This window comes from Paracoccus sanguinis (assembly GCF_900106665.1).
GTDB classification, from domain to species: domain Bacteria; phylum Pseudomonadota; class Alphaproteobacteria; order Rhodobacterales; family Rhodobacteraceae; genus Paracoccus; species Paracoccus panacisoli.
In genome coordinates, this window is the sequence record NZ_FNNA01000002.1 from 312,155 (window position 1) to 331,280 (window position 19,126).

A 19,126-nucleotide genomic window follows, 5' to 3' on the forward strand; every position below is an offset into this window, starting at 1 on the left:
TCTGTTGACCTGCTAACCGTAAATTAACGATTCCTCGGGCAGGGTGCCGGGAAAGAGAGGGCACCGAAAGGGGACGGAAATGCGAATTTTGCTGGTCGAGGACGACCCGACGACGGCGCGCAGCATCGAGCTGATGCTGAACCATGCCAATTTCAACGTCTATCTGACCGACATGGGCGAGGAAGGCGTCGATCTGGCCAAGCTCTACGACTACGACCTGATCCTGCTCGACCTCGACCTGCCGGACATGAACGGGCTCGACGTCCTGCGGCAGATCCGCGTCTCGCGGATCGACACCCCGATCCTGATCCTGACCGGCTCGGACGATACCGAGATCAAGCTGCGCGGCTTCGGCTTCGGCGCCGACGACTACATGACCAAGCCCTTCCACCGCGAAGAGCTGGTGGCGCGCATCCAGGCGATCATCCGTCGCTCCAAGGGCCACAGCCAGGCGGTGATCCGCACCGGCAAGATGGTGGTGAACATCGACGCCCGCTCGGTCGAGGTGGACGGCAAGCCGGTCAACCTGACCGGGAAGGAATACCAGATCCTTGAGCTTCTGAGCCTGCGCAAGGGCACGACGCTGACCAAGGAGATGTTCCTGAACCACCTCTACGGCGGCATGGACGAGCCCGAGCTCAAGATCATCGACGTCTTCATCTGCAAGCTGCGCAAGAAACTGTCCGAGGCGCTCAAGGGCGACAGCCACATCGAGACGGTCTGGGGCCGCGGCTACGTGCTGCGCGACCCGCAGGAGTCCGTGCACGCCGAGCGGATGGCGATGGGGGCGTGAAAGCGCGGGGCGAGGCTTCGGCACGGGTGGGAGCGGATTCGGTGGAGGTTGGCCTCGGGGCTTGAGCGCCGCGCGTTAGTGGCCGGCTTTCCGCAGCAGAGCGAGTGCGCAGTCCCGGTCGCGGCGTTCGCCGGGCGGGTGATGCTCTCCGCCGCAGAGCGCGAGGGCACGGCCTGTCACGGTGACCGCCGGACCCGCGGGGCACTGCCTAGCAGAGCGCGCTCGGCGCGACCCGGTCACCATAAGCGCCGGACGGCGGTTTTCGCAGCAGGGCGGGTGCGTGGCCCTGTCTTAATGACCGGCGGAGCGACGGGTCTCCGCCATAGAGCGCGAGGGCACGTTCAGTCGCTGTGACCGCCGGACCCGCGGGGCTTTGTCCAGCAGAGCGTGAGGAGCGCGCCCCGATCACCATGAGCGCCGCACAGGCGGGGTTCTGCAGCAGAGCGGATGCACGGCCCTGTCTTAGTGTCCGGCGGACCGACGGGGTCTCCGCCGCAGAGCGCGACGGCACGGCCAGTCGCGGTGATCGCCGGCCAGCGGTGCATTGCGCAGCAGAGCGCGAGGGGCGCGACCCCGGTCCCCCGTGAGCGCCGACCGGGCGGGGTTTCCGCAGGACGGCATGGGCGGACCGCCCGGTCGCGATGACCGCCGGACGGTGGGGGCTCCCCTGCAGGGCGCGGGGTCGCGGCCATTCGCGGTGGGCGCCGGACGGGCAGGGTTTCCGCAGCAGGGCATGGGTGCACGGCCCGGTCGCGGTGATTGCCGAGCAGGCGGGGCTTTGAGCAGCGGGGCGTGTGGTCATGGCCGGTGGCAGTCAGGGCCGGTCGAAAGTCCGCGGTTGGGCGTGGCGGGCTCGACGCTACTCCACGGGCAAGTCCCCCAACCCGATTCCCCTGCGCCGTCCGCCATCCACTTCATCGCGCCGTCCACCATCCCTCCCCCGGGCCGTCCGCTACGCCCTTCCCCAGCGCCGGCGCCAGCGCTTACCCCGCCGTCTCCGTCCCCGCCCTCCCCCCTTTCCCCCGCCGCCTCATCGCGCCATGCTGCCCGGGCCGCGGACACGACGGCACCACCGACAGGACCACCCCCGCATGGCGCAGAAGATCATCATCGACACCGACCCCGGCCAGGACGATGCCGTGGCGATCCTGCTGGCGCTCGCCTCGCCCGAGCTCGAGGTGCTGGGGATCACGGCGGTGGCGGGCAACGTGCCGCTGCCGCTCACGCTGCGCAACGCCCGCGCGATCTGCGAGCTGGCCGGGCGCCCCGACATCCCCGTCTACGCCGGGTGCGACGCGCCGCTCGAGGGGCGGCTCGTCACCGCCGAGAACGTCCACGGCGCGACCGGCCTCGACGGGATCACCCTGCCCGAGCCGACCATGCCCGTGCAGGACCGCCACGCGGTCGATTTCCTCGTCGAGACGCTGCGCCACGAACCCGCGGGCAGCGTCACCCTCGTCCCGATCGGCCCGCTCACCAACATCGCCGCGGCCTTCCGGCAGGCACCCGACGTCATCGCCCGTGTCGGCCGCATCGTCATGATGGGCGGGGCCTATTTCGAGGTCGGCAACGTCACCCCGGCGGCCGAGTTCAACATCTTCGTCGACCCCCTCGCCGCGGCCGAGGTCTTCGCCGCCGGCGCCGATCTCGTCGTCATGCCCCTCGACGTCACCCACCGCGCGCTCACCAGCCGCGCCTGGGTCGAGGGGATGCGGGCAAGCGGCCGGGTGGGCGAGGTCGTGGCGAGCTGGACGGATTTCTTCGAGCGCTACGACCGGGCGAAATACGGCCACGACGGGGCGCCGCTGCACGACCCCTGCGCGGTCGCCTATCTCATCGCGCCCGAACTCTTCTCGGGCCGTCGGATCAACGTCGAGATCGAGACCGAGGGCCGCTTCACCCGCGGCATGACCGTCGCCGACTGGTGGGGCGTGTCCGGGCGCCCGGCGAACGCGCTCTTCATCCGCGACCTCGACGCGCCGCGGTTCTTCGACCTGCTGACCGAGCGCATCGGGCGGCTCGACGCCCGCGGGTGAGGGAACGCCCGGCGAGGCCGCCTCGGGCCCCCGCTGGACAACCGCGCGCCGATCGGGCATCGCGCGGGCCATGAGCGCCACCTCGCCCGCCGCCATCGCCCATCCCCACAGCCGCGCCGAGGATGCCCAGGGCATCCTCTTCGGCGGGGTCATGGCCGCGTTCGGCGCGCATCTGCTGGCCTCGGCCGGGCTCATCACCGGCCAGCTCGCCGGTCTGGCGCTGCTCGTCGCGCAGGCGACCGGGGTTCCGTTCGGGCCGGTCTACCTCGCCCTCAGCCTGCCCTTCTACGGCTTCGGCTACCGCCGCCTCGGCGCGGGGTTCCTGCGCCGGACGGTCGCGGCGGTGCTGATCATGGTGGCGACCAGCCTCGCCCTGCCCCGGCTGATCGGCTTCCAGGCGATCCACCCCGGGGCCGCCGCGGTGCTCGCGGGGCTCGTCTGCGGGGCGGCGCTGCTCGCGCTCTTCCGCCACCGGGCGAGCCTCGGCGGCATCGGGGCCGTGGCGCTCGACGTGCAGGACCGCTTCGGGATCAAGGCCGGCTGGGTGCAGATGGGCTTCGACGCGCTCGTCTTCGCCGCCGCCCTCGCCCTCATGCCGTGGGAGCGGGTGGCCTGGTCGGCGCTCGGCGCGGCGGTGCTGAACCTCGTGATCGCGATCAACCACCGCCGCGACCGCTACATCGTCTGATCGCGCCCCGCGCCCCCGGCTCAGGCCGGCACGCCCAGCGCCCGCTTGACGTTCGCCGTCCAGCCGAGCAGCCGCGCCTCGCCCGCGACGATCGCCGGGCGCTTCATGACCGAGGGTTTCGCGCCGAGCATCGCCACCGGCGCCATCGACCGCTCGGCCTCGGACATCCCCCGCCACGTCAGGCTCGCGCGGTTCACCAGCTTGTCGCTGAACTCATCGACCAGCCGCGCCCGCTCGGCCTCGGAGAGCGGCTCGGCCGCCACGTCGCGGAACGCCACCTCCCAACCCGCGGCCTTTAGGTCCGCCTGCGCCTTCTGGCAGGTCGAGCAATGCGAAAGCCCGTAGAGCGTCAGCCGCCGCGCGTCCTCACCCATCAGATGAACGGCACGAACGGCACGCCGCAGCCGGCAAGCGCCAGCAGCGCGGCGAGGGACAGGGCAAGGCGCATGGGGACTCTCCTCTGGAACGGTCGGCCGCAGACTGCCCGCGGCGCGGGGGGCAGCGCAACCCCGTCAGAGATCGCCGTGCCCCGCCGCATCGTGCAGCCGCGCCCGCACCCGGCGCATCCCCAGCCACACCGCGACCACCACCAGCGGCGTCAGCGCCGCGACGAGCAGGGTCTTGTCGATCCCCGCCGCATGCGCCAAGGGCGCCGCGGCATAGCCGAGCAGCCCGACGGCGTAATAGCTGATCGCCACCACCGACAGCCCCTCGACCGTGTGCTGCAGGCGCAGCTGCAGGTCGGCCCGGCGGTCCATCCGCGACAGGATCTCCTGGTTCTGTTCGCTGCGCTGCACGTCCACGCGGGTGCGCAGCAGTTCGCCCGCCCGCGCCGCCCGGTCGAGCATCGCCGCCAGCCGCGCCTCGGCCGAGCGTGCGGTGCGCATCGCCGGCTCGAAGCGGCGCGACATGAACTCGGCCAGCGTCTGGCGGCCCTGGAACCGGGTCTCGCGCAGGGCGGCGATGCGGTCGTGGACGATCGCCTCATAGGCGCGGGTGGCGCCGAAGCGGAAGTTGTGCTGCGTGGCCGCGGTCTCGAGCCGGGCCGACAGCGCGAGCAGATCCTGCAGCACCGCCTCGGCCGGGCGGGCGTCGTCGCCCAGGCCCTCGACCAGCGCCGCCATCTGGGTGTCGAGCGCGTTGAGCGTGGCGCTGAGCGCCCGCGCCCGGGGAAACCCCAGCATCGCCATGGCGCGATAGGTCTCAAGCTCGGTGAGCCGCTGCACCACGCGCCCGAGCCGCCCCGGCCCCACGCCCTCGCGGGCAAAGACGGCAAAGCGCATCCAGCCCGCCGCGTCGATGCGGAAGTCGGTGGCGATCACCGCCGCCCCGTCGAGCACCTGCACCGCCGTCAGCCCGTCCACGACGAACCATTCGTCCAGCCGCTCGGCCAGCGCCGCGTCGGTGTCGGGGAACGGCTCAACGTCGATCAGCGCCGCGACGAGGCGCTTGCCCGGCGCGCGGGCCTGCCACTCGGTCGGGAACAGCTCGGCCATGCCGGGGTCGAAGGGGCGGACCGGGCGGCCGGGGGTGAAGCTCGTGTAGCTGACGAACTCGGTATGCCCCTCCCACCGCAGCTCGTGGCGGCCCATGACGGCGGCGTAGTGGCCGATGCCGGGCTGCGGCGCGGGGGCGCCGTGGCGGCGCGCCAGCTCGGCCAGATGAGCGAAGTCCTGCGCGCGGTCGCGGTTGGCGGCGTCGCGCGGTTCCTTGAAGGCGAGGTAGACGACCTTGCACGGCGCGGTCAGCCGCGGCGAGGGGCGGGCGTGCAGCTCGTTGACCATCTCGAACCGCAGCGGGTGGTCGAGCGACGTGTCGATGGGGGAAGCGTCCTGGCTCATGGCCGCATCTCACGCGAGAATGGCCGCAGCGCGCAAGCCGTCCCTTGGGCGGGGGGCGGGGCTTCGCCGGCGCCCCCCCTGTCAGCGGGATGTGATGCCCGGCCCGGTTGCACCGGGGCCAGCCATTCGGCAGGGTTGGGCCAGAATCAGGGAATCCGTCATGTCACGTCTCCTCCAGCTCATCACGGCGGGTCTGCTGCTGGCGCTCGTCGCGTCCTGCGCGCCGAGCAAGTTCAAGAGCTACAGCGGCCCGCCGGTCACCCAGATCGTGGTCAACAAGTCGGCGCGGCAGATGCTGTTCCTGTCGGGCAACACGGTGATCAAGTCCTACAACGTCGGGTTGGGGAACGAGCCGCGCGGCCACAAGCAGTTCTCGGGCGACGGCAAGACGCCCGAGGGGCTCTATTACATCGACCGCCGCAACCCCGACAGCCGCTACCACCTGTCGATCGGGATCTCCTATCCGAACCCGGTGGACAGCGCCTATGCGGCGGCGCTGGGGCAGCAGGCGGGGGGCGACATCTTCATCCACGGCCAGGGGCCCGAGGGGCGGGCGCTGTCGCGCATCCGCCGGGACTGGACCGCGGGATGCATCGCGGTGACGGATGCCGAGGCCGAGGACATCTATGCGATGGTCCGCGACGGCACGCCGATCCAGATCAACCCCTGAGGGCGGGGGCTGGCGCCGCGCCTCAGCCCGCCGCCGCGGCTTCGTCGGCCGCCGCAAACACCTCGGCCGCGGCGTTCAGGCCGTTGATCGCCGCCGGCATCCCGCCATAGACCGCCATCTGCCAGATCGCCTCGGTGATCTCGGTGCGCGAGGCCCCCGCCGCCAGCGCATGGGCGACGTTGACCCGAAGCTGCGGCCCGGTGCCGCCACCCATCGCCGCCAGCGCCGCGACGGTGCAGAGCTGGCGGGTCTTCAGGTCCAGCCCGGGGCGGGCGTAGTGGTGGCCGTAGGCCCATTCGATCAAGCTGTCGGCCATGCCCGGCAGCAGCCCGTCGTAGCGGGCCGAGAGCGCCTCGTGCAGCGTCGGGTTCAGCCGGGCGGCCACCGCGGCGCCTGCCTCAAGATGTCGGTCGGTCATGCTCTGCCTCCATGCGGCGATAGGTCTCGATCTTGTCGTCCATCAGCGCCAGCGCCGCGTTGAGTTCGGCCACGCGCGCGGCGATGGCCGTGCGGTGCGCCTCGATCATCGCCCGGCGGGCGGCGAGGGTCGTGTCGCCCTGCCGGCGCAGCGCGGCGTAGCGGACCCGGTCGGCCTGCCGCATCCCCGTCGCCGTCAGCCGGGCGAGGAAGGCGATCCAGTCCAGCACCGCCGGATCATAGTCGCGCCGCCCGCCCCCGTCGCGGGCCGGGCGCTGGATCAGGCCGATCCGCTCGTAGAAGCGCAGCGTGTCCACGCTGAGCCCGGTCTGCCGCGCCAGTTCGCCGATCTTCATGGCCTGCCTCCGATGAAAACGAGAGGGGTTCTAGCGGCTGGAGCGCACTCCAGCTCAAGCACGAAAAAACCCCCGCCGGTCGGGCGGGGGTTTCGGGTCGCGGGACCGGGGGTCCGGTCAGTCGATCATCGGCAGCAGCGCGTCGAGCGATTTCTTCGCGTCGCCGTAGAACATCCGCGTGTTCTCCTTGTAGAACAGCGGGTTCTCGATCCCCGAGTAGCCGGTGCCCTGACCGCGCTTGCTGACGAACACCTGCTTGGCCTTCCACACCTCGAGCACCGGCATCCCGGCGATGGGCGAGTTCGGGTCTTCCTGCGCCGCCGGGTTCACGATGTCGTTCGAGCCGATGACGATCGCCACGTCGGTCGAGGGGAAGTCCTCGTTGATCTCGTCCATCTCGAGCACGATGTCATAGGGCACCTTGGCCTCGGCCAGCAGCACGTTCATGTGCCCCGGCAGGCGGCCGGCGACCGGGTGAATGGCGAAGCGCACGTTCTTGCCGGCGGCGCGCAGCTTGCGGGTCAGCTCGCTGACCGACTGCTGGGCCTGGGCCACCGCCATGCCGTAGCCCGGCACGATGATGACGCTGTCGGCCTCGTTCAGCGCCGCGGCCACGCCCTCGGCGTCGATGGCGATCTGCTCGCCCTCGATCTCCATCGCCGGGCCCGTCTCGCCGCCGAAGCCGCCGAGGATCACGCTGATGAACGAGCGGTTCATCGCCTTGCACATGATGTAGCTGAGGATCGCACCCGACGAGCCGACCAGCGCGCCCACGACGATGAGCAGGTCGTTCGAGAGGGTGAAGCCGATCATCGCCGCCGCCCAGCCCGAGTAGCTGTTCAGCATCGAGACGACCACCGGCATGTCCGCCCCGCCGATCCCCATGATCAGGTGCCAGCCGATGAAGCCGGCGATCACGGTCAGAAGCAGCAGCCACAGCATCGCCGGGCCGACGCCGGCGACGTAGAGGATGGTCAGCAGCAGAGACAGCGCCGCCGCGCCCGCGTTCAGCATATGCCCGCCGGGCAGCTTCTTCGGCTTGCCGTCCACCTTGCCGGCCAGCTTGCCGTAGGCCACGACCGACCCGGTAAAGGTCACCGCGCCGATGAACACGCCGAGCGCGACCTCGACCTTGAGCATGGCGATCTCGGCCGGGGTCTTGTGGGCGAGGACGGCGGCGAAGCCGTGGAAGAACTCGGTCAGCCCGCTCAGGCGGGCGTGCAGGACCCGGCCCAGCTCGATCTGGGCGTTCAGCCCGATGAACACCGCGGCGAGGCCGACGAGGCTGTGCATCGCGGCAACGAGCTGCGGCATCTCGGTCATCTGCACGCGGGTGGCCAGCACGTAGCCCACCCCGCCGCCGATGGCGATCATGATGAGCGACAGCCACCAGTGCCCGAGGCCGGGCCCGAACAGCGTGGCCAGCACCGCCAGCGCCATGCCGACGATCCCGTACCAGATCGCGCGCTTGGCGCTTTCCTGGCCCGAGAGCCCGCCCAGCGCGAGGATGAAGAGGACCGCGGCTACGACATAGGCGGCGGTGGTGAAGCCGAAGACCGGAACCGCGTCGAGGACGCCCGCGCCGTGCGACACGACGGGGGCGAGGCCGGGCTCGGTGGTGATCACAGTGGTTTCCATGCGCTCACCCTACCCTTACGACTTCTGGAACATGGCGAGCATCCGGCGCGTGACCAGGAAGCCGCCGAAGATGTTGACGCCGGTCATCAGAACCGCGAGCGCCGCGAGGATGACGACCCAGGCCGAGCCCGACCCGATCTGCAGCAGCGCGCCGAGGATCACGATCGACGAGATCGCATTGGTGATCGCCATGAGCGGCGTGTGCAGCGAGTGCGCCACGTTCCAGATCACGCTGAAGCCCACGAAGCAGGCCAGCACGAAGACGATGAAATGCGACAGGAAGCTCGCGGGCGCGAACAGCCCCACCAGCAGCATCAGCACGCCGCCGGTGACGAGCATCCCGACCTGGCTGCGGGTCTGGCGCTTGAACTCGGCCAGCTCGTTGGCGCGGCGTTCCTCAGGCGTCAGCTCGCGGGCCTTTTCCTTCGGCTTCTGCACCGCGATCGCCTGCACCTTGGGGGGCGGCGGCGGCCAGGTCACGTCGTGGTCGCGCGTCACCGTGGCGCCGCGGATCACGTCGTCCTCCATGTTGTGGACCAGCGCGCCGTCCTTGGCGGGCGTCAGGTCGGCCATCAAGTGGCGAACGTTGTTGCCGTAAAGCTCGGACGCCTGCGCCCCCATGCGCGAGGGGAAGTCGGTGTAGCCGATGATCGTGACGCCGTTCTCGGTCACGATCTTCTCGTCCGGCACGGTCAGCTCGCAGTTGCCGCCACGCTCGGCGGCAAGGTCCACGATGACGCTGCCGGGCTTCATCGCCGCGACCATGTCCTCGGTCCACAGCTTCGGCGCGGGCCGGCCGGGGATCAGCGCGGTGGTGATGACGATGTCCATCTCGGGCGCGAGTTCACGGAAGCGCGCAAGTTGCGCCTCGCGGAACTCGGGGCTCGAGGGCGCGGCATAGCCGCCGGTCGCGGCGCCGTCCTGCTGCTGCTGGTCCTTGAAGTCGAGATAGACGAACTCGGCGCCCATCGATTCGATCTGCTCGGCGACCTCGGGGCGGACGTCGAAGGCATAGACCTGCGCGCCGAGGCTGGTGGCCGCGCCGATGGCGGCCAGCCCCGCGACGCCCGCGCCGACGATCAGCACCTTGGCCGGCGGCACCTTGCCCGCGGCCGTGACCTGTCCGGTGAAGAAGCGGCCGAAGTTGTTCGCCGCCTCGATCACCGCGCGGTAGCCCGCGATGTTGGCCATCGAGGACAGCGCGTCCATCTTCTGCGCGCGGCTGATGCGGGGCACCATGTCCATGGCGATGGCGTTCACGCCGCGGTCGCGCGCCGCCTCGAGCAGCTCGGGGTTCTGGCCGGGGTAGAAGAACGAGATGAGCGTCTGCCCCTCGCGCATCTGCGCCATCTCCGCCTCGGTCGGCGGGCGGACCTTGGCCACCACGTCGACCGCGCCTAGGAGCGCCGCAGCGGTCGGATGCACCGTCACGCCCGCCCGCTCATAGGCGGCGTCCGAGAACCCGGCCCGTGCGCCGGCCCCGGACTGGAGGTGGACCGCGTGGCCCAGCTTCTGCAGATGGCCGGCCGAGGAGGGCGTGATCGCCACCCGCGCCTCGCCGTCGAATGTTTCCTTCAACGCGCCGATCTTCACCGGTTTTCCTCTCCCCGCAGGCCGCAATCCGGGTCGCATTATCATCGGCCGGCGCGGGATCACAAGGTTTTGTCAGGCTTTCGCAGGGCAGGACGGGACGTCAGTGCGGGCTGCGGTCCCGCGCTCACCGTGCTTGGCGGCGCAAACGGAAACCGCCGCGCAGAGGCTGCGCGGCGGTCAGTCTGGCCCGAGGTGTCAGGCCGGCGGTCGAACCGATCAGTTCGACGGGGCCGGGGTGGTCACCGGGGTGGTGGTCGTGGTCGAGGTGGTGGCCGAGTCGGTCGCCGGGGTGGTGGCCGTGTCGGTCACCGGGGCGGTCGTCGTGGTCTCGGTCGTGGTGGTCTCGGTCGTCGCCGCGCCGGTCGCCGGGGCGGTGGTCGCCGGCTCGGTGGTCGTGGTGGTCGTCGCGGGCGCGGTGGTCGCCGGCTCGGTGGTGGTCACCGGGGCGGTCGTGCTCGACGAGGTGGTCGCCGGCTCGGTCGTGGTGGTCGTCGGCGTGGTGGTCGTCGTGGTCGCCGGCGCCGTGGTGGTGCTGGTCGTGGTGGTGTCGGTCGTGGTCGTGGTGCGGTCACCGCCCATGAACGTCGACAGCAGCCACCAGGCGAGCGCCAGCGCCAGCAGGATGCCGATGATCAGCGGCAGCGGCGAGGCTTTCTTCTCGACCGGCTCGACATAGGTTTCGGTCACGACGGTGCTGCGACCGCTCGGATCCACCGGACGGTGGGGGTCGGTCGCGTCGGTGCGGCGCGGATCGTTCGGATCGTAGTTGGCCATGATGGTCTCCATAGTAAATCGGTCGATCGTCGGACCGCCTTCGGCCACCCCGAGGGGAAATAGGCCCGGCTTGCGACCCGCTTATCCTGCGCTTAACACACGCCACAAGCACAAGTTCCGCTGCCTCAACATTTTTCCCCGCGCCGTGTGCAGTCAGCAAGGCCCAAGATGTCCCAGACCCGATTCCTCAGCGAATACCGCCCCTCGCCCTTCCGCCTGCATGAAACGCGGCTCGACGTGACGCTGGCCCCGCGGGGCACGCGGGTGCAGTCCGAACTGCGGCTCGAGCGGGTTTCCGCCGGCGATCTGACCCTCGACGGCGGCGCCGGGCTGCGGACGATCGCGGTCGCCATTGACGGCACGCCGGTCCCCGAGACCGCCCTGACGCTGGCCGACGAAGCGATGACCATCGCCGCCGCGGCGCTGCCCGAGGGGCCGTTCACCCTCTCGGCCACCGTCGAGATCGACCCCGAGGCCAACACCGCGCTCGAGGGGCTCTATCTCTCGGGCGGGATGTTCTGCACCCAGTGCGAGGCCGAGGGCTTCCGCCACATCACCTGGTACCCCGATCGCTCCGACGTCATGGCGCCGTTCCGCGTCACCGTCCGCGCCGACCTGCCGGTGCTGCTGTCGAACGGCAACCCCGTGGCCAGCGGCCCGAGCTGGGCCGAATGGCACGACCCGTGGCCCAAGCCCGCCTATCTCTTCGCCCTCGTCGCCGGCGATCTGCGCGCCGTCTCGGACCGCTTCACCACCATGTCGGGGCGCGAGGTCGCGCTGAACGTCTGGGTGCGCCCGGGCGACGAGGACCGCGCGGGCTTCGCGCTCGAAAGCCTCGTCAAGTCGATGCGCTGGGACGAAGAGGTCTACGGACGCGAATACGACCTCGACGTGTTCAACATCGTCGCCGTGGACGACTTCAACATGGGCGCGATGGAGAACAAGGGGCTGAACATCTTCAACTCGAAGCTCGTGCTCGCCTCGCCCGAGACCGCCACCGACAGCGACTATGAGCGCATCGAGGCGGTGATCGCGCACGAGTATTTCCACAACTGGACCGGCAACCGCATCACCTGCCGCGACTGGTTCCAGCTCTGCCTCAAGGAAGGGCTGACGGTGTTCCGCGACCAGCAGTTCACCGCGGACCTGCGCTCGGCGGCGGTCAAGCGGATCGAGGACGTGGTGACCCTGCGCGCGCGCCAGTTCCGCGAGGATGCCGGCCCCCTCGCCCACCCACCGCGGCCCGACCGCTATGACGAGATCAACAATTTCTACACCGCGACGGTCTATGAAAAGGGCGCCGAGGTGATCGGGATGCTCAAGCGGCTGGTCGGCGACGACGGCTACCGGGCGGCGCTCGACCTCTATTTCGACCGCCACGACGGGCAGGCCGCGACCATCGAGGACTGGCTCAAGGTGTTCGAGGACGCGACCGGCCGCGACCTCGCGCAGTTCAAGCGCTGGTACACGGACGCGGGCACGCCCGAACTGACCCTGACCGAGGCATGGGACGAGAAGGCGGGCCGGCTGACGCTGCACTTCACCCAGGCGACGCGCCCCACCCCCGGCCAGCCCGAGAAGCCCCCGCGCGTGATCGCCATCGCCGTCGGGCTGATCTCGGCCAACGGCGACGAGGTGGTGCCGACCACCGTGCTCGAGATGACCGAGGCCGCACAGAGCTTCAGCTTCGACGGGCTGGGCGGACGGCCCATCGTCTCGCTGCTGCGCGGCTTCTCGGCCCCCGTCACCGTCGCCCGCGAGATCCCGCGCGCCGACCGGGCGGTGCTCATGGCCCATGACACCGACCCCTTCGCCCGGTGGGAGGCCGCCAACAGCCTCGCCCTCGACACGCTGGTCGAGATGGCGGCGGGTGGCGAGGCGGACCCCGCCCTCACCTATGCCTATGGCGGGGTGCTGGCCGACAGCGCGATGGACCCGGCCTTCCTCGCCCTGATGCTGCGGCTGCCGGCCGAGGACGAGGTGGCGACCGAGATCGCGCGCCGCGGCGGCACCCCCGACCCCGACGCCATCCACCGCACCCGCGAGGCGCTGATGGAGGAGCTGGCGGCCCAGCACGCCCGCGTCCTCGACCGGATCATGGCCGAGATGGACTGCCCCTACGACTACGCCCCCGACGCCGAGCAGTCGGGCGCCCGCAGCGCGCGGCTTGCGGCGCTGGCGTGGCTGAGCCGCCTCGATGGCGGCGGGCGCGCGGCCGAGGTGTGGGCGAAGGCCCGCAACATGACCGAGCGGATGGGCGCGCTGACCCAGCTCGTCCGCGCCGGGAAGGCCGAGGCGGCGCTGGCGGGGATGGAGGCGCAGTTCGGCGCCAACCGGCTGGTGATGGACAAGTTCTTCACCGTCCAGCCGATGGCGGCCGACCCGGCGCAGGCGGTGGGCATCGCCCAAAGCCTCGCCGCGCGGGCCGATTTCGACTGGCAGAACCCGAACCGCTTCCGGGCGCTGATCGGAGGCCTGGGCGCGAACCATGCCGCCTTCCACGCCGCCGACGGCTCGGGCTACGACTTCATCGCCGACTGGCTGATCCGCATGGACGCGGTGAACCCGCAGACGGCGGCGCGCATGACCTCGCTCTTCGAGACCTGGCCGCGCTACGACGCGGGCCGTCGCGCCCGCGCGCGGGCAGCGCTGGAACGGATGGCCGCCCGGCCGGGGCTTTCGCGCAACACGGCCGAGATGGTCACGCGCATTCTCGCCGCCGGAGGTTGAGCCGCCTTGCGGGCAAGCCGCGCGAGGGAAATAATCGCCCCACGATGATCAGGTCGTCCGATCCGAACCTCGCCCCGCCCGGCCCCCTGCCGGCGCTGGCCGAGATGCAGCAGCGGCTTGACCCGCTGATCGCCGAACGGGCGCCGTGGCTCTATTCCGGCAAGCCGCACCACACCCTCGCCCGCTGGGGGATGATGCGGCTGCTGCGCTATCCGCGCTCGATCATGCTCGCCGCCGAGTTCCGCGACCTGCCCACCGCCGAGATCATGCGCCGCATCTCGGCCCTGATCGTCCGCGACATCCGGGTCGAGGGGCTCGAGCACATCCCCGCCACCGGCCCGGCGCTGATCGTCTCGAACCACCCGACGGGGATCGCGGACGGGATCGTGCTGCACGCGGTCGTCTCGGCGGTGAGGGACGATCTCTTCATCTACGCCAACCACGACATGATCCGGGTGCTGCCGCAGACCGAAGAGTTGATCGCCCCGGTCGAGTGGCGGCTGGAAAAGCGTAGCCACGCCAAGACACGTTACACGATGGACTACACCCGCCGGGCGCTCGGGCAAGGCCGGATCGGGCTGATCTTTCCGTCCGGGCGGCTGGCCAAGCGGCACGGGCTGACGCTGCACGAGCGGCCCTGGATGCCCTCGGCCGCGATGATCGCGCGCAAGTTCGACGTGCCCGTGATCCCGCTCAACATCCGGGCGCGGAACTCGGCGCTGTTCTATCTGCTCGACGCGATCCACCCGACGCTCAGGGACGTGACGCTCTTCAACGAGGTGCTGAACAAGGCCGGCCACACCTACCGCATCACCATCGGCGCCCCGATCCCGGCGGCCACCCTGCCCGCCCGGTCCGAGGACGGGATCGAGGCGCTGCGCCACGCGGTGCTGTCACTCCCCCCGCCCGGCCCCGACGCCGCGCATCTGTCGCATCTGCGCGAGGCGCGGCGGCGGCGCGGGATCGGCAAGCCCGCCGGAACGCTGCCCCCCGGCCGGCCCTGAGCCGCGTCAGCCCGCGCGGTCGTAGCCCAGCCAGTAGCCCAGCGCGATCAGCCCGCCGCCGACGATGTTGCCGAGCGTGGACCACAGCAGGTTGTGCGCGAACCCCGCAACGGTCAGCGAGGGGTCGGCGACCGCCCCGGCCTCGGTCCACAGCACCCCCAGCCCGGCGGGGATCAGGGACATGTTGGCGACGGAATGCTCGAACCCGCCGGCGACGAAGGCCGCGATGGGCGGCGCGATGACCAGCACCTTGCCCGGCACGGTGCGCGCGGCGAACGTCATCCAGACCGCGAGGCAGACGAGCATGTTGGCGAGGATGCCCGAGGCGAAGATCGCCCCCGCCCCCTTCGCCGTCTTGGACCCGGCGGTGTCGAGGATCGCGGCCTGCATCAGCCCGTCGCCCGCCTCGGCCCCGCCCGCCGCGAGGAACAGCGCGACGATCAGCACCGAGCCTATGAGGTTGCCCAGATAGACCAGCGCCCAGGCGGCGGCGATCTGCCCCAGCCCGCTTTCGCCCGCATAGAGGCGGGAGAGCATCAGCGTGTTGCCGGTGAAGAGCTCCGCCCCCGCGATCATCACGAGGATCAGGCCGAGCGAGAAGGCCGCCCCGGACAGCGCCTGCACGAAGCCATAGGGCACCGTGTCGGGGACCGACTGCACGATCAGGAAGAAGACCGACCCGAAGGCGATGAAGGCCCCGGCCATCACCGCCAGCGCGAGGGTCTGCCCCGTCCCCAGCGCCAGCTTGTCGCTATACGCGGCCCGCGCCTTGGCCGGCAGGTCGGCGGGCTCGAAATCGTCGGGTCTGGTGTCGGCGCCGCTCATCCGCTGTCCTTCCCTTGGGTCGGGGGTCAACGGCTGCCCGCACGCGGCGTTCCCGTCAGCGCGCGCCCCAGGTGTCGGACAGGCGGTAACCCTCGGGCCAGGGGTCGTTGGGGTCGAGCATGTGCTGGTGGATGCCGGTGATCCAGCCACGCCCCGAGATCTCGGGCCGGATCGCCGGGGTGCCGCCCACCTCGGTCTGGCCCAAGATGCGCCCCGCGAAGGTCGAGCCGATGAGCGAGCGCACCGTCAGCCGGTCCTCTGCCCCCATCTCGCCCCGCGCCGCCAGCACCGCCATCCGCGCCGAGAGCGCCGTGCCGGTGGGCGAGCGGTCCACCTTGCCCGGCCGGATGGCCACCGCGGCGCTGCTGGTCAGCTCGCGGCCGTCACGGCTGACCGGCCCGGCAAAGAGGCAGAACGAGAAATGCCGCCAGTCCGGGTTGGTCGGGTGGTGAAAGCCGATCTGCGCGTCGGCGGCCGCGGTGATCTGCACCCCCAGCCGGGCGATGGCGTGCGCCTCGTCCGGGACCAGCGCAAACCCCAGCGCGGCGGCGTCCACGATCACGAAGCTGTCGCCGCCATAGGCCGTGTCCACGGTGATCGTGCCCAGCCCCTCGACCGTCAGCGGGATGTCCAGCCGGGCGGCAAAGCTCGGCAGGTTCTCGACGAAGATGCGCTCGGCCTTGCCGTTCCGGCATTCGGCCCGCACCCGCACCAGCCCGCCCGGCGCCTCGAGCGTCAGCCGGGTCTCGGGCTCGGTCATCGGCACCAGCCCGCCGTCCAGAAGCACGGTCGAGACGCAGATCGAATTCGACCCCGACATCGGCGGCGTGTCCTCCGGCTCCATGATGATGAAGGCGGCGTCGGCCTCGGGGTGCTTCGGGGGGACGAGCAGGTTGACGTGCCGGAACACCCCGCCCCGCGGCTCGTTCAGGACGAAGTTCCGCAGCCGCCCGTCCGCCGCGATCCAGCGGGATTGCGCCCAGAGCGTCTCGCCCGGCGGCGGCAGGACGCCGCCCACGATGACGTCGCCGACCTCGCCCTCGGCATGGGCGGAGATCACGTGGATGGTCTGGCTGGACCGCATCGCCTCACTCCTTCAGCCACGGCGGCAGGCCCTGCGGTGCCTGCCCGGTCAGCGCCGCGCGGGCGCAATCGCCAAGGCTGCCGAAGCGCAGCGCGCGCCCCGAGAGCCCCGGCCCGTAATGGGCGTACTTGGCCGAGTTCGTCATCACCACGCGGGCGGCGGGCGGAAACACCGGCTCGGTGATCGAACACCAGCAGAGGTCGGGGACCAGCCTGACGCCCCGCGCGGTGAGCCGGGCGGCGGTGCCGTCCGCCTCGACCGTCGCCAGCACCCCGCGCCCCAGCGTCACGATCAGCGGCACGGCCAGCGGCCCCGGCCCGGCCGCGTCCAGCGCGGCGGCCAAAGCCGCGGCCTCGGTGGCCGAGGCATGGGGGCTGCCGATGGCGACCAGATCGACACCCGCGGGGCCATCGTTCAGCGCCGCCCAGCCCGCCGCCAGCGCCGCCCGGTCGAGCGTCACCGCGTCGGCATCCGCCGCGATGTGCCCCGCCTCGGGCGTCACCCCCTCGACGTGCAGCATCGGCGCCGCCGAGGTGGTGCCGAAAGCCGCACACAGCGCCTTGAGATCGTCGGCCCCCGCGGTCCCCGCGCCCCGGATCAGCGGGATCCGGTCGGGCGCCGCCGCCCCCGCCACCCAGCCGAGCAGCGGCCAGAAGGCGTCGTCGGCCCCCGCGGGCCGCGTGACGGTCAGCGCCCGCCGCGCCCTCCGGTTGGCGTCGAGGTAGACCCCGGTGTCCGGCGCCACCCCGGTCAGGGCGATGCAGAGGTCGAGGAAATCCGGGTGCTTCTCTGTCCGCGCGCCCAGAACGCTGTTGGCGTGGATCACCGCGTTCGATTCCGACCAAGCGATGACCTCGCCGAAGCGCGGCGGGTCGTCGAGATAGGGCGCGCAGGTGAAGTTCGGCCGGCAGCCCATCGCCACATAGGTGTCAGCGAGCCGCTGCGCCGGGCCGCCGAAGCTCGGCGGCACACCCTGCGCGCGCCAGTTCGCGTGGTCGACCGAGATCGCGTTCATCATTGTGGGCACCCGCACCCGCGCGCCCATCGCGGCAAAGGCCTCGGCAAAGCGCAGGTTGGCGGGCGAGGCGTAGATGCAGCCGTCGATATGGGCGCGGGTGACCGGGATCAGCCGCGCCGCGCCCTGCTGGCGGGCGGTGGCGGCGACGATCCGCATCGCCAGCGCCGCGGCCTCGCCCTCGGCCCCGTCCAGCATCGCCTGCTGCGCCTCCGTCAGCGCCAGCGCCGCCGCGGGCAGCGATCCGAGCGGCAGCCGCAGCCCGTCCGCGACCAGCGCCTCGGCCTCGATCCGCGCCGATCCCACGCGGGACAGAGCCGCGCGGGTCTCGGCCGACACCCGCAGCACTGGCAGGGGCGCGCCGAACAGCGCCGCCGCGACCTGCGCGCCGAGCGTTGCCACCTCCTCGGGGTCCGAGAACACCAGCGCCGCCGGCCCCTGCCCCGACAGCACCATGTCCAGCACCACGCCCGAGCCGCTGCACGAGCCACGGGTGCCCGGCAGCACCAGCACCGTGCCCCCGAGCGAGCGGCCCGAAAGCGGGTGGTGCACGTCGATCACCCGCCCCGTCGCCGGGTCCACCCCGCCCCAGAAGCTCAGCGGCGCGTCGGCCGCCAGCACCGGCCCCTCAGCCGTTCCGGGCAGGATGCGGGTGGCGCTCACCGGACCACGAAACCGTGCGCGAAGGGGTCGCGGTCGTCGATGAAGATGGTGTTGTAGCCGGTCATCCGCGCCCAGCCGGCGATCGAGGGGATGATCGCGGCGCGGTCGCCCACCCGCGCGTCGGCCTCGACCCGGCCCTTGAAGATCGAGCCGATGATCGATTCGTGGTGAAACTCGTCCCCCACCCCCAGCCGCCCCTTGGCAGCCAGCTGCGCCATGCGGGCCGAGGTGCCGGTGCCGCAGGGGCTGCGGTCGATGGCCTTGTCGCCATAGAACACCGCATTGCGGGCGTGCGCGCCGGGCTGGGTCGCGACCCCGGTCCACAGGATGTGCGACAGCCCGTTGATCGCCGGATGCTCGGGGTGGGTGAACGCGTACTTCGCGTTCAGCGCCGCGCGCAGCTTCGGCGACCAGCCGATCAGCTCGCCCGCGGTGTGGTCGGCGATGTCGCGGAAGTTCTTCTGCGGCTCGACGATAGCGTAGAAATTGCCGCCGTAGGCGACGTCCACGACGATCTCGCCCAGACCATCGACCTCGGCGGTCAGCCCCTCGGCATAGAGGAAGCCGGGGACGTTCGTCAGCCGCACCTCCTCGACGAAGCGGCCCTCCTGCACGTAGCTGATGTCCACCTTGCCGGCGGGCGTCTCGATCGACAGGGCGCCCGGCGCGCGCGGGGTGATGAGGCCGTTCTCGATCCCCATGGTGATCGTGCCGATGGTGCCGTGGCCGCACATCGGCAGGCAGCCCGAGGTCTCGATGAACAGCACCGCCACGTCGCAGTCGGGCCGCGTCGGCGGGTAGAGGATCGAGCCCGACATCATGTCGTGGCCGCGCGGCTCGAACATCAGGCCGGTGCGGATCCAGTCGAACTCGCGCAGGAAATGGGCGCGCTTCTCGAGCATGTCGGCGCCCACGAGCTGCGGCCCGCCGCCGGCGACGAGGCGCACCGGGTTGCCGCAGGTGTGGCCGTCGATGCAGGTGAAGGTGTGGACGGCCATG

General features: G+C 71.3%; 17 protein-coding genes. 6 read left to right on the forward strand and 11 right to left on the reverse strand.

Annotation, left to right across the window (positions count from 1 at the left end; genetic code table 11):
• Positions 1 to 79: 79 nt before the first annotated feature.
• The 3 genes from ctrA to BLW17_RS08020 all read left to right on the forward strand — a co-directional run bounded on the left by ctrA (position 80) and on the right by BLW17_RS08020 (position 3,517).
• Positions 80 to 793, forward strand: a complete 714-nt coding sequence (gene ctrA / locus BLW17_RS08010) for a response regulator transcription factor CtrA (RefSeq protein WP_036705087.1) — start codon at positions 80 to 82, stop codon at positions 791 to 793.
• A gap of 1,091 nt (positions 794 to 1,884) precedes the next feature.
• Positions 1,885 to 2,829, forward strand: coding sequence for a nucleoside hydrolase (locus tag BLW17_RS08015; RefSeq protein ID WP_036733639.1), 945 nt, complete (start codon positions 1,885 to 1,887; stop codon positions 2,827 to 2,829).
• Positions 2,830 to 2,899: 70 nt separating this feature from the next.
• Entirely contained in the window at positions 2,900 to 3,517 is a 618-nt protein-coding gene (locus BLW17_RS08020; RefSeq protein ID WP_074826403.1) for a YitT family protein, read from the forward strand.
• Between the two features lie 20 nt (positions 3,518 to 3,537).
• Here the strand turns inward: BLW17_RS08020 and BLW17_RS08025 are convergent, their stop codons facing one another.
• Both BLW17_RS08025 and BLW17_RS08030 read right to left on the reverse strand, forming a co-directional pair.
• Entirely contained in the window at positions 3,538 to 3,891 is a 354-nt protein-coding gene (locus BLW17_RS08025) for an arsenate reductase family protein (RefSeq protein WP_139305959.1), read from the reverse strand.
• A gap of 138 nt (positions 3,892 to 4,029) precedes the next feature.
• Positions 4,030 to 5,358: a DUF3422 family protein gene (locus tag BLW17_RS08030; RefSeq protein WP_052176386.1), complete on the reverse strand. Its 1,329-nt coding sequence runs from the start codon at positions 5,356 to 5,358 to the stop codon at positions 4,030 to 4,032.
• Positions 5,359 to 5,518: 160 nt separating this feature from the next.
• Here BLW17_RS08030 and BLW17_RS08035 point away from each other — a divergent pair, with 160 nt between their 5' ends.
• Positions 5,519 to 6,028 (forward strand): L,D-transpeptidase family protein, encoded by a 510-nt coding sequence (locus BLW17_RS08035; protein ID WP_036701437.1) that lies wholly within the window; start codon positions 5,519 to 5,521, stop codon positions 6,026 to 6,028.
• A gap of 22 nt (positions 6,029 to 6,050) precedes the next feature.
• On the opposite strand, the gene BLW17_RS17760 is transcribed toward BLW17_RS08035, so the two are convergent.
• The 5 genes from BLW17_RS17760 to BLW17_RS18310 all read right to left on the reverse strand — a co-directional run bounded on the left by BLW17_RS17760 (position 6,051) and on the right by BLW17_RS18310 (position 10,818).
• Positions 6,051 to 6,446, reverse strand: a complete 396-nt coding sequence (locus tag BLW17_RS17760) for a carboxymuconolactone decarboxylase family protein (RefSeq protein ID WP_036733641.1) — start codon at positions 6,444 to 6,446, stop codon at positions 6,051 to 6,053.
• Positions 6,427 to 6,801, reverse strand: a complete 375-nt coding sequence (locus BLW17_RS17765) for a MerR family transcriptional regulator (protein ID WP_036733642.1) — start codon at positions 6,799 to 6,801, stop codon at positions 6,427 to 6,429. Before BLW17_RS17765 ends, BLW17_RS17760 begins: the two co-directional genes overlap by 20 nt.
• A 117-nt stretch (positions 6,802 to 6,918) precedes the next feature.
• Positions 6,919 to 8,439, reverse strand: a complete 1,521-nt coding sequence (locus BLW17_RS08050; protein ID WP_081969133.1) for an NAD(P)(+) transhydrogenase (Re/Si-specific) subunit beta — start codon at positions 8,437 to 8,439, stop codon at positions 6,919 to 6,921.
• Positions 8,440 to 8,454: 15 nt separating this feature from the next.
• Entirely contained in the window at positions 8,455 to 10,032 is a 1,578-nt protein-coding gene (locus BLW17_RS08055; protein ID WP_036733644.1) for a Re/Si-specific NAD(P)(+) transhydrogenase subunit alpha, read from the reverse strand.
• Between the two features lie 216 nt (positions 10,033 to 10,248).
• Positions 10,249 to 10,818, reverse strand: coding sequence for a hypothetical protein (locus tag BLW17_RS18310; protein ID WP_052171725.1), 570 nt, complete (start codon positions 10,816 to 10,818; stop codon positions 10,249 to 10,251).
• Positions 10,819 to 10,974: 156 nt separating this feature from the next.
• Here BLW17_RS18310 and pepN point away from each other — a divergent pair, with 156 nt between their 5' ends.
• Entirely contained in the window at positions 10,975 to 13,536 is a 2,562-nt protein-coding gene (gene pepN / locus BLW17_RS08065; RefSeq protein WP_036733646.1) for an aminopeptidase N, read from the forward strand.
• A 44-nt stretch (positions 13,537 to 13,580) separates the two neighbouring features.
• A complete protein-coding gene (locus BLW17_RS08070) occupies positions 13,581 to 14,540 on the forward strand; it encodes a 1-acyl-sn-glycerol-3-phosphate acyltransferase (RefSeq protein WP_231572781.1) in 960 nt (319 codons plus the stop codon).
• A gap of 6 nt (positions 14,541 to 14,546) precedes the next feature.
• On the opposite strand, the gene BLW17_RS08075 is transcribed toward BLW17_RS08070, so the two are convergent.
• Genes BLW17_RS08075 through BLW17_RS08090 form a run of 4 tightly spaced genes read right to left on the reverse strand, consistent with a single transcriptional unit; the run spans position 14,547 to position 19,125 of the window.
• Positions 14,547 to 15,365, reverse strand: a complete 819-nt coding sequence (locus tag BLW17_RS08075; RefSeq protein WP_036733648.1) for a formate/nitrite transporter family protein — start codon at positions 15,363 to 15,365, stop codon at positions 14,547 to 14,549.
• Positions 15,366 to 15,420: 55 nt separating this feature from the next.
• Complete coding sequence (locus tag BLW17_RS08080; protein WP_036733650.1) at positions 15,421 to 16,449, reverse strand: trans-3-hydroxy-L-proline dehydratase; 1,029 nt, start codon at positions 16,447 to 16,449, stop codon at positions 15,421 to 15,423.
• Positions 16,450 to 16,453: 4 nt separating this feature from the next.
• Positions 16,454 to 18,127, reverse strand: coding sequence for a cis-3-hydroxy-L-proline dehydratase (lhpI, locus tag BLW17_RS08085; RefSeq protein WP_036733652.1), 1,674 nt, complete (start codon positions 18,125 to 18,127; stop codon positions 16,454 to 16,456).
• Entirely contained in the window at positions 18,124 to 19,125 is a 1,002-nt protein-coding gene (locus tag BLW17_RS08090) for a 4-hydroxyproline epimerase (RefSeq protein ID WP_036733654.1), read from the reverse strand. Before BLW17_RS08090 ends, lhpI begins: the two co-directional genes overlap by 4 nt.
• Between the last annotated feature and the right edge of the window lies 1 nt (position 19,126).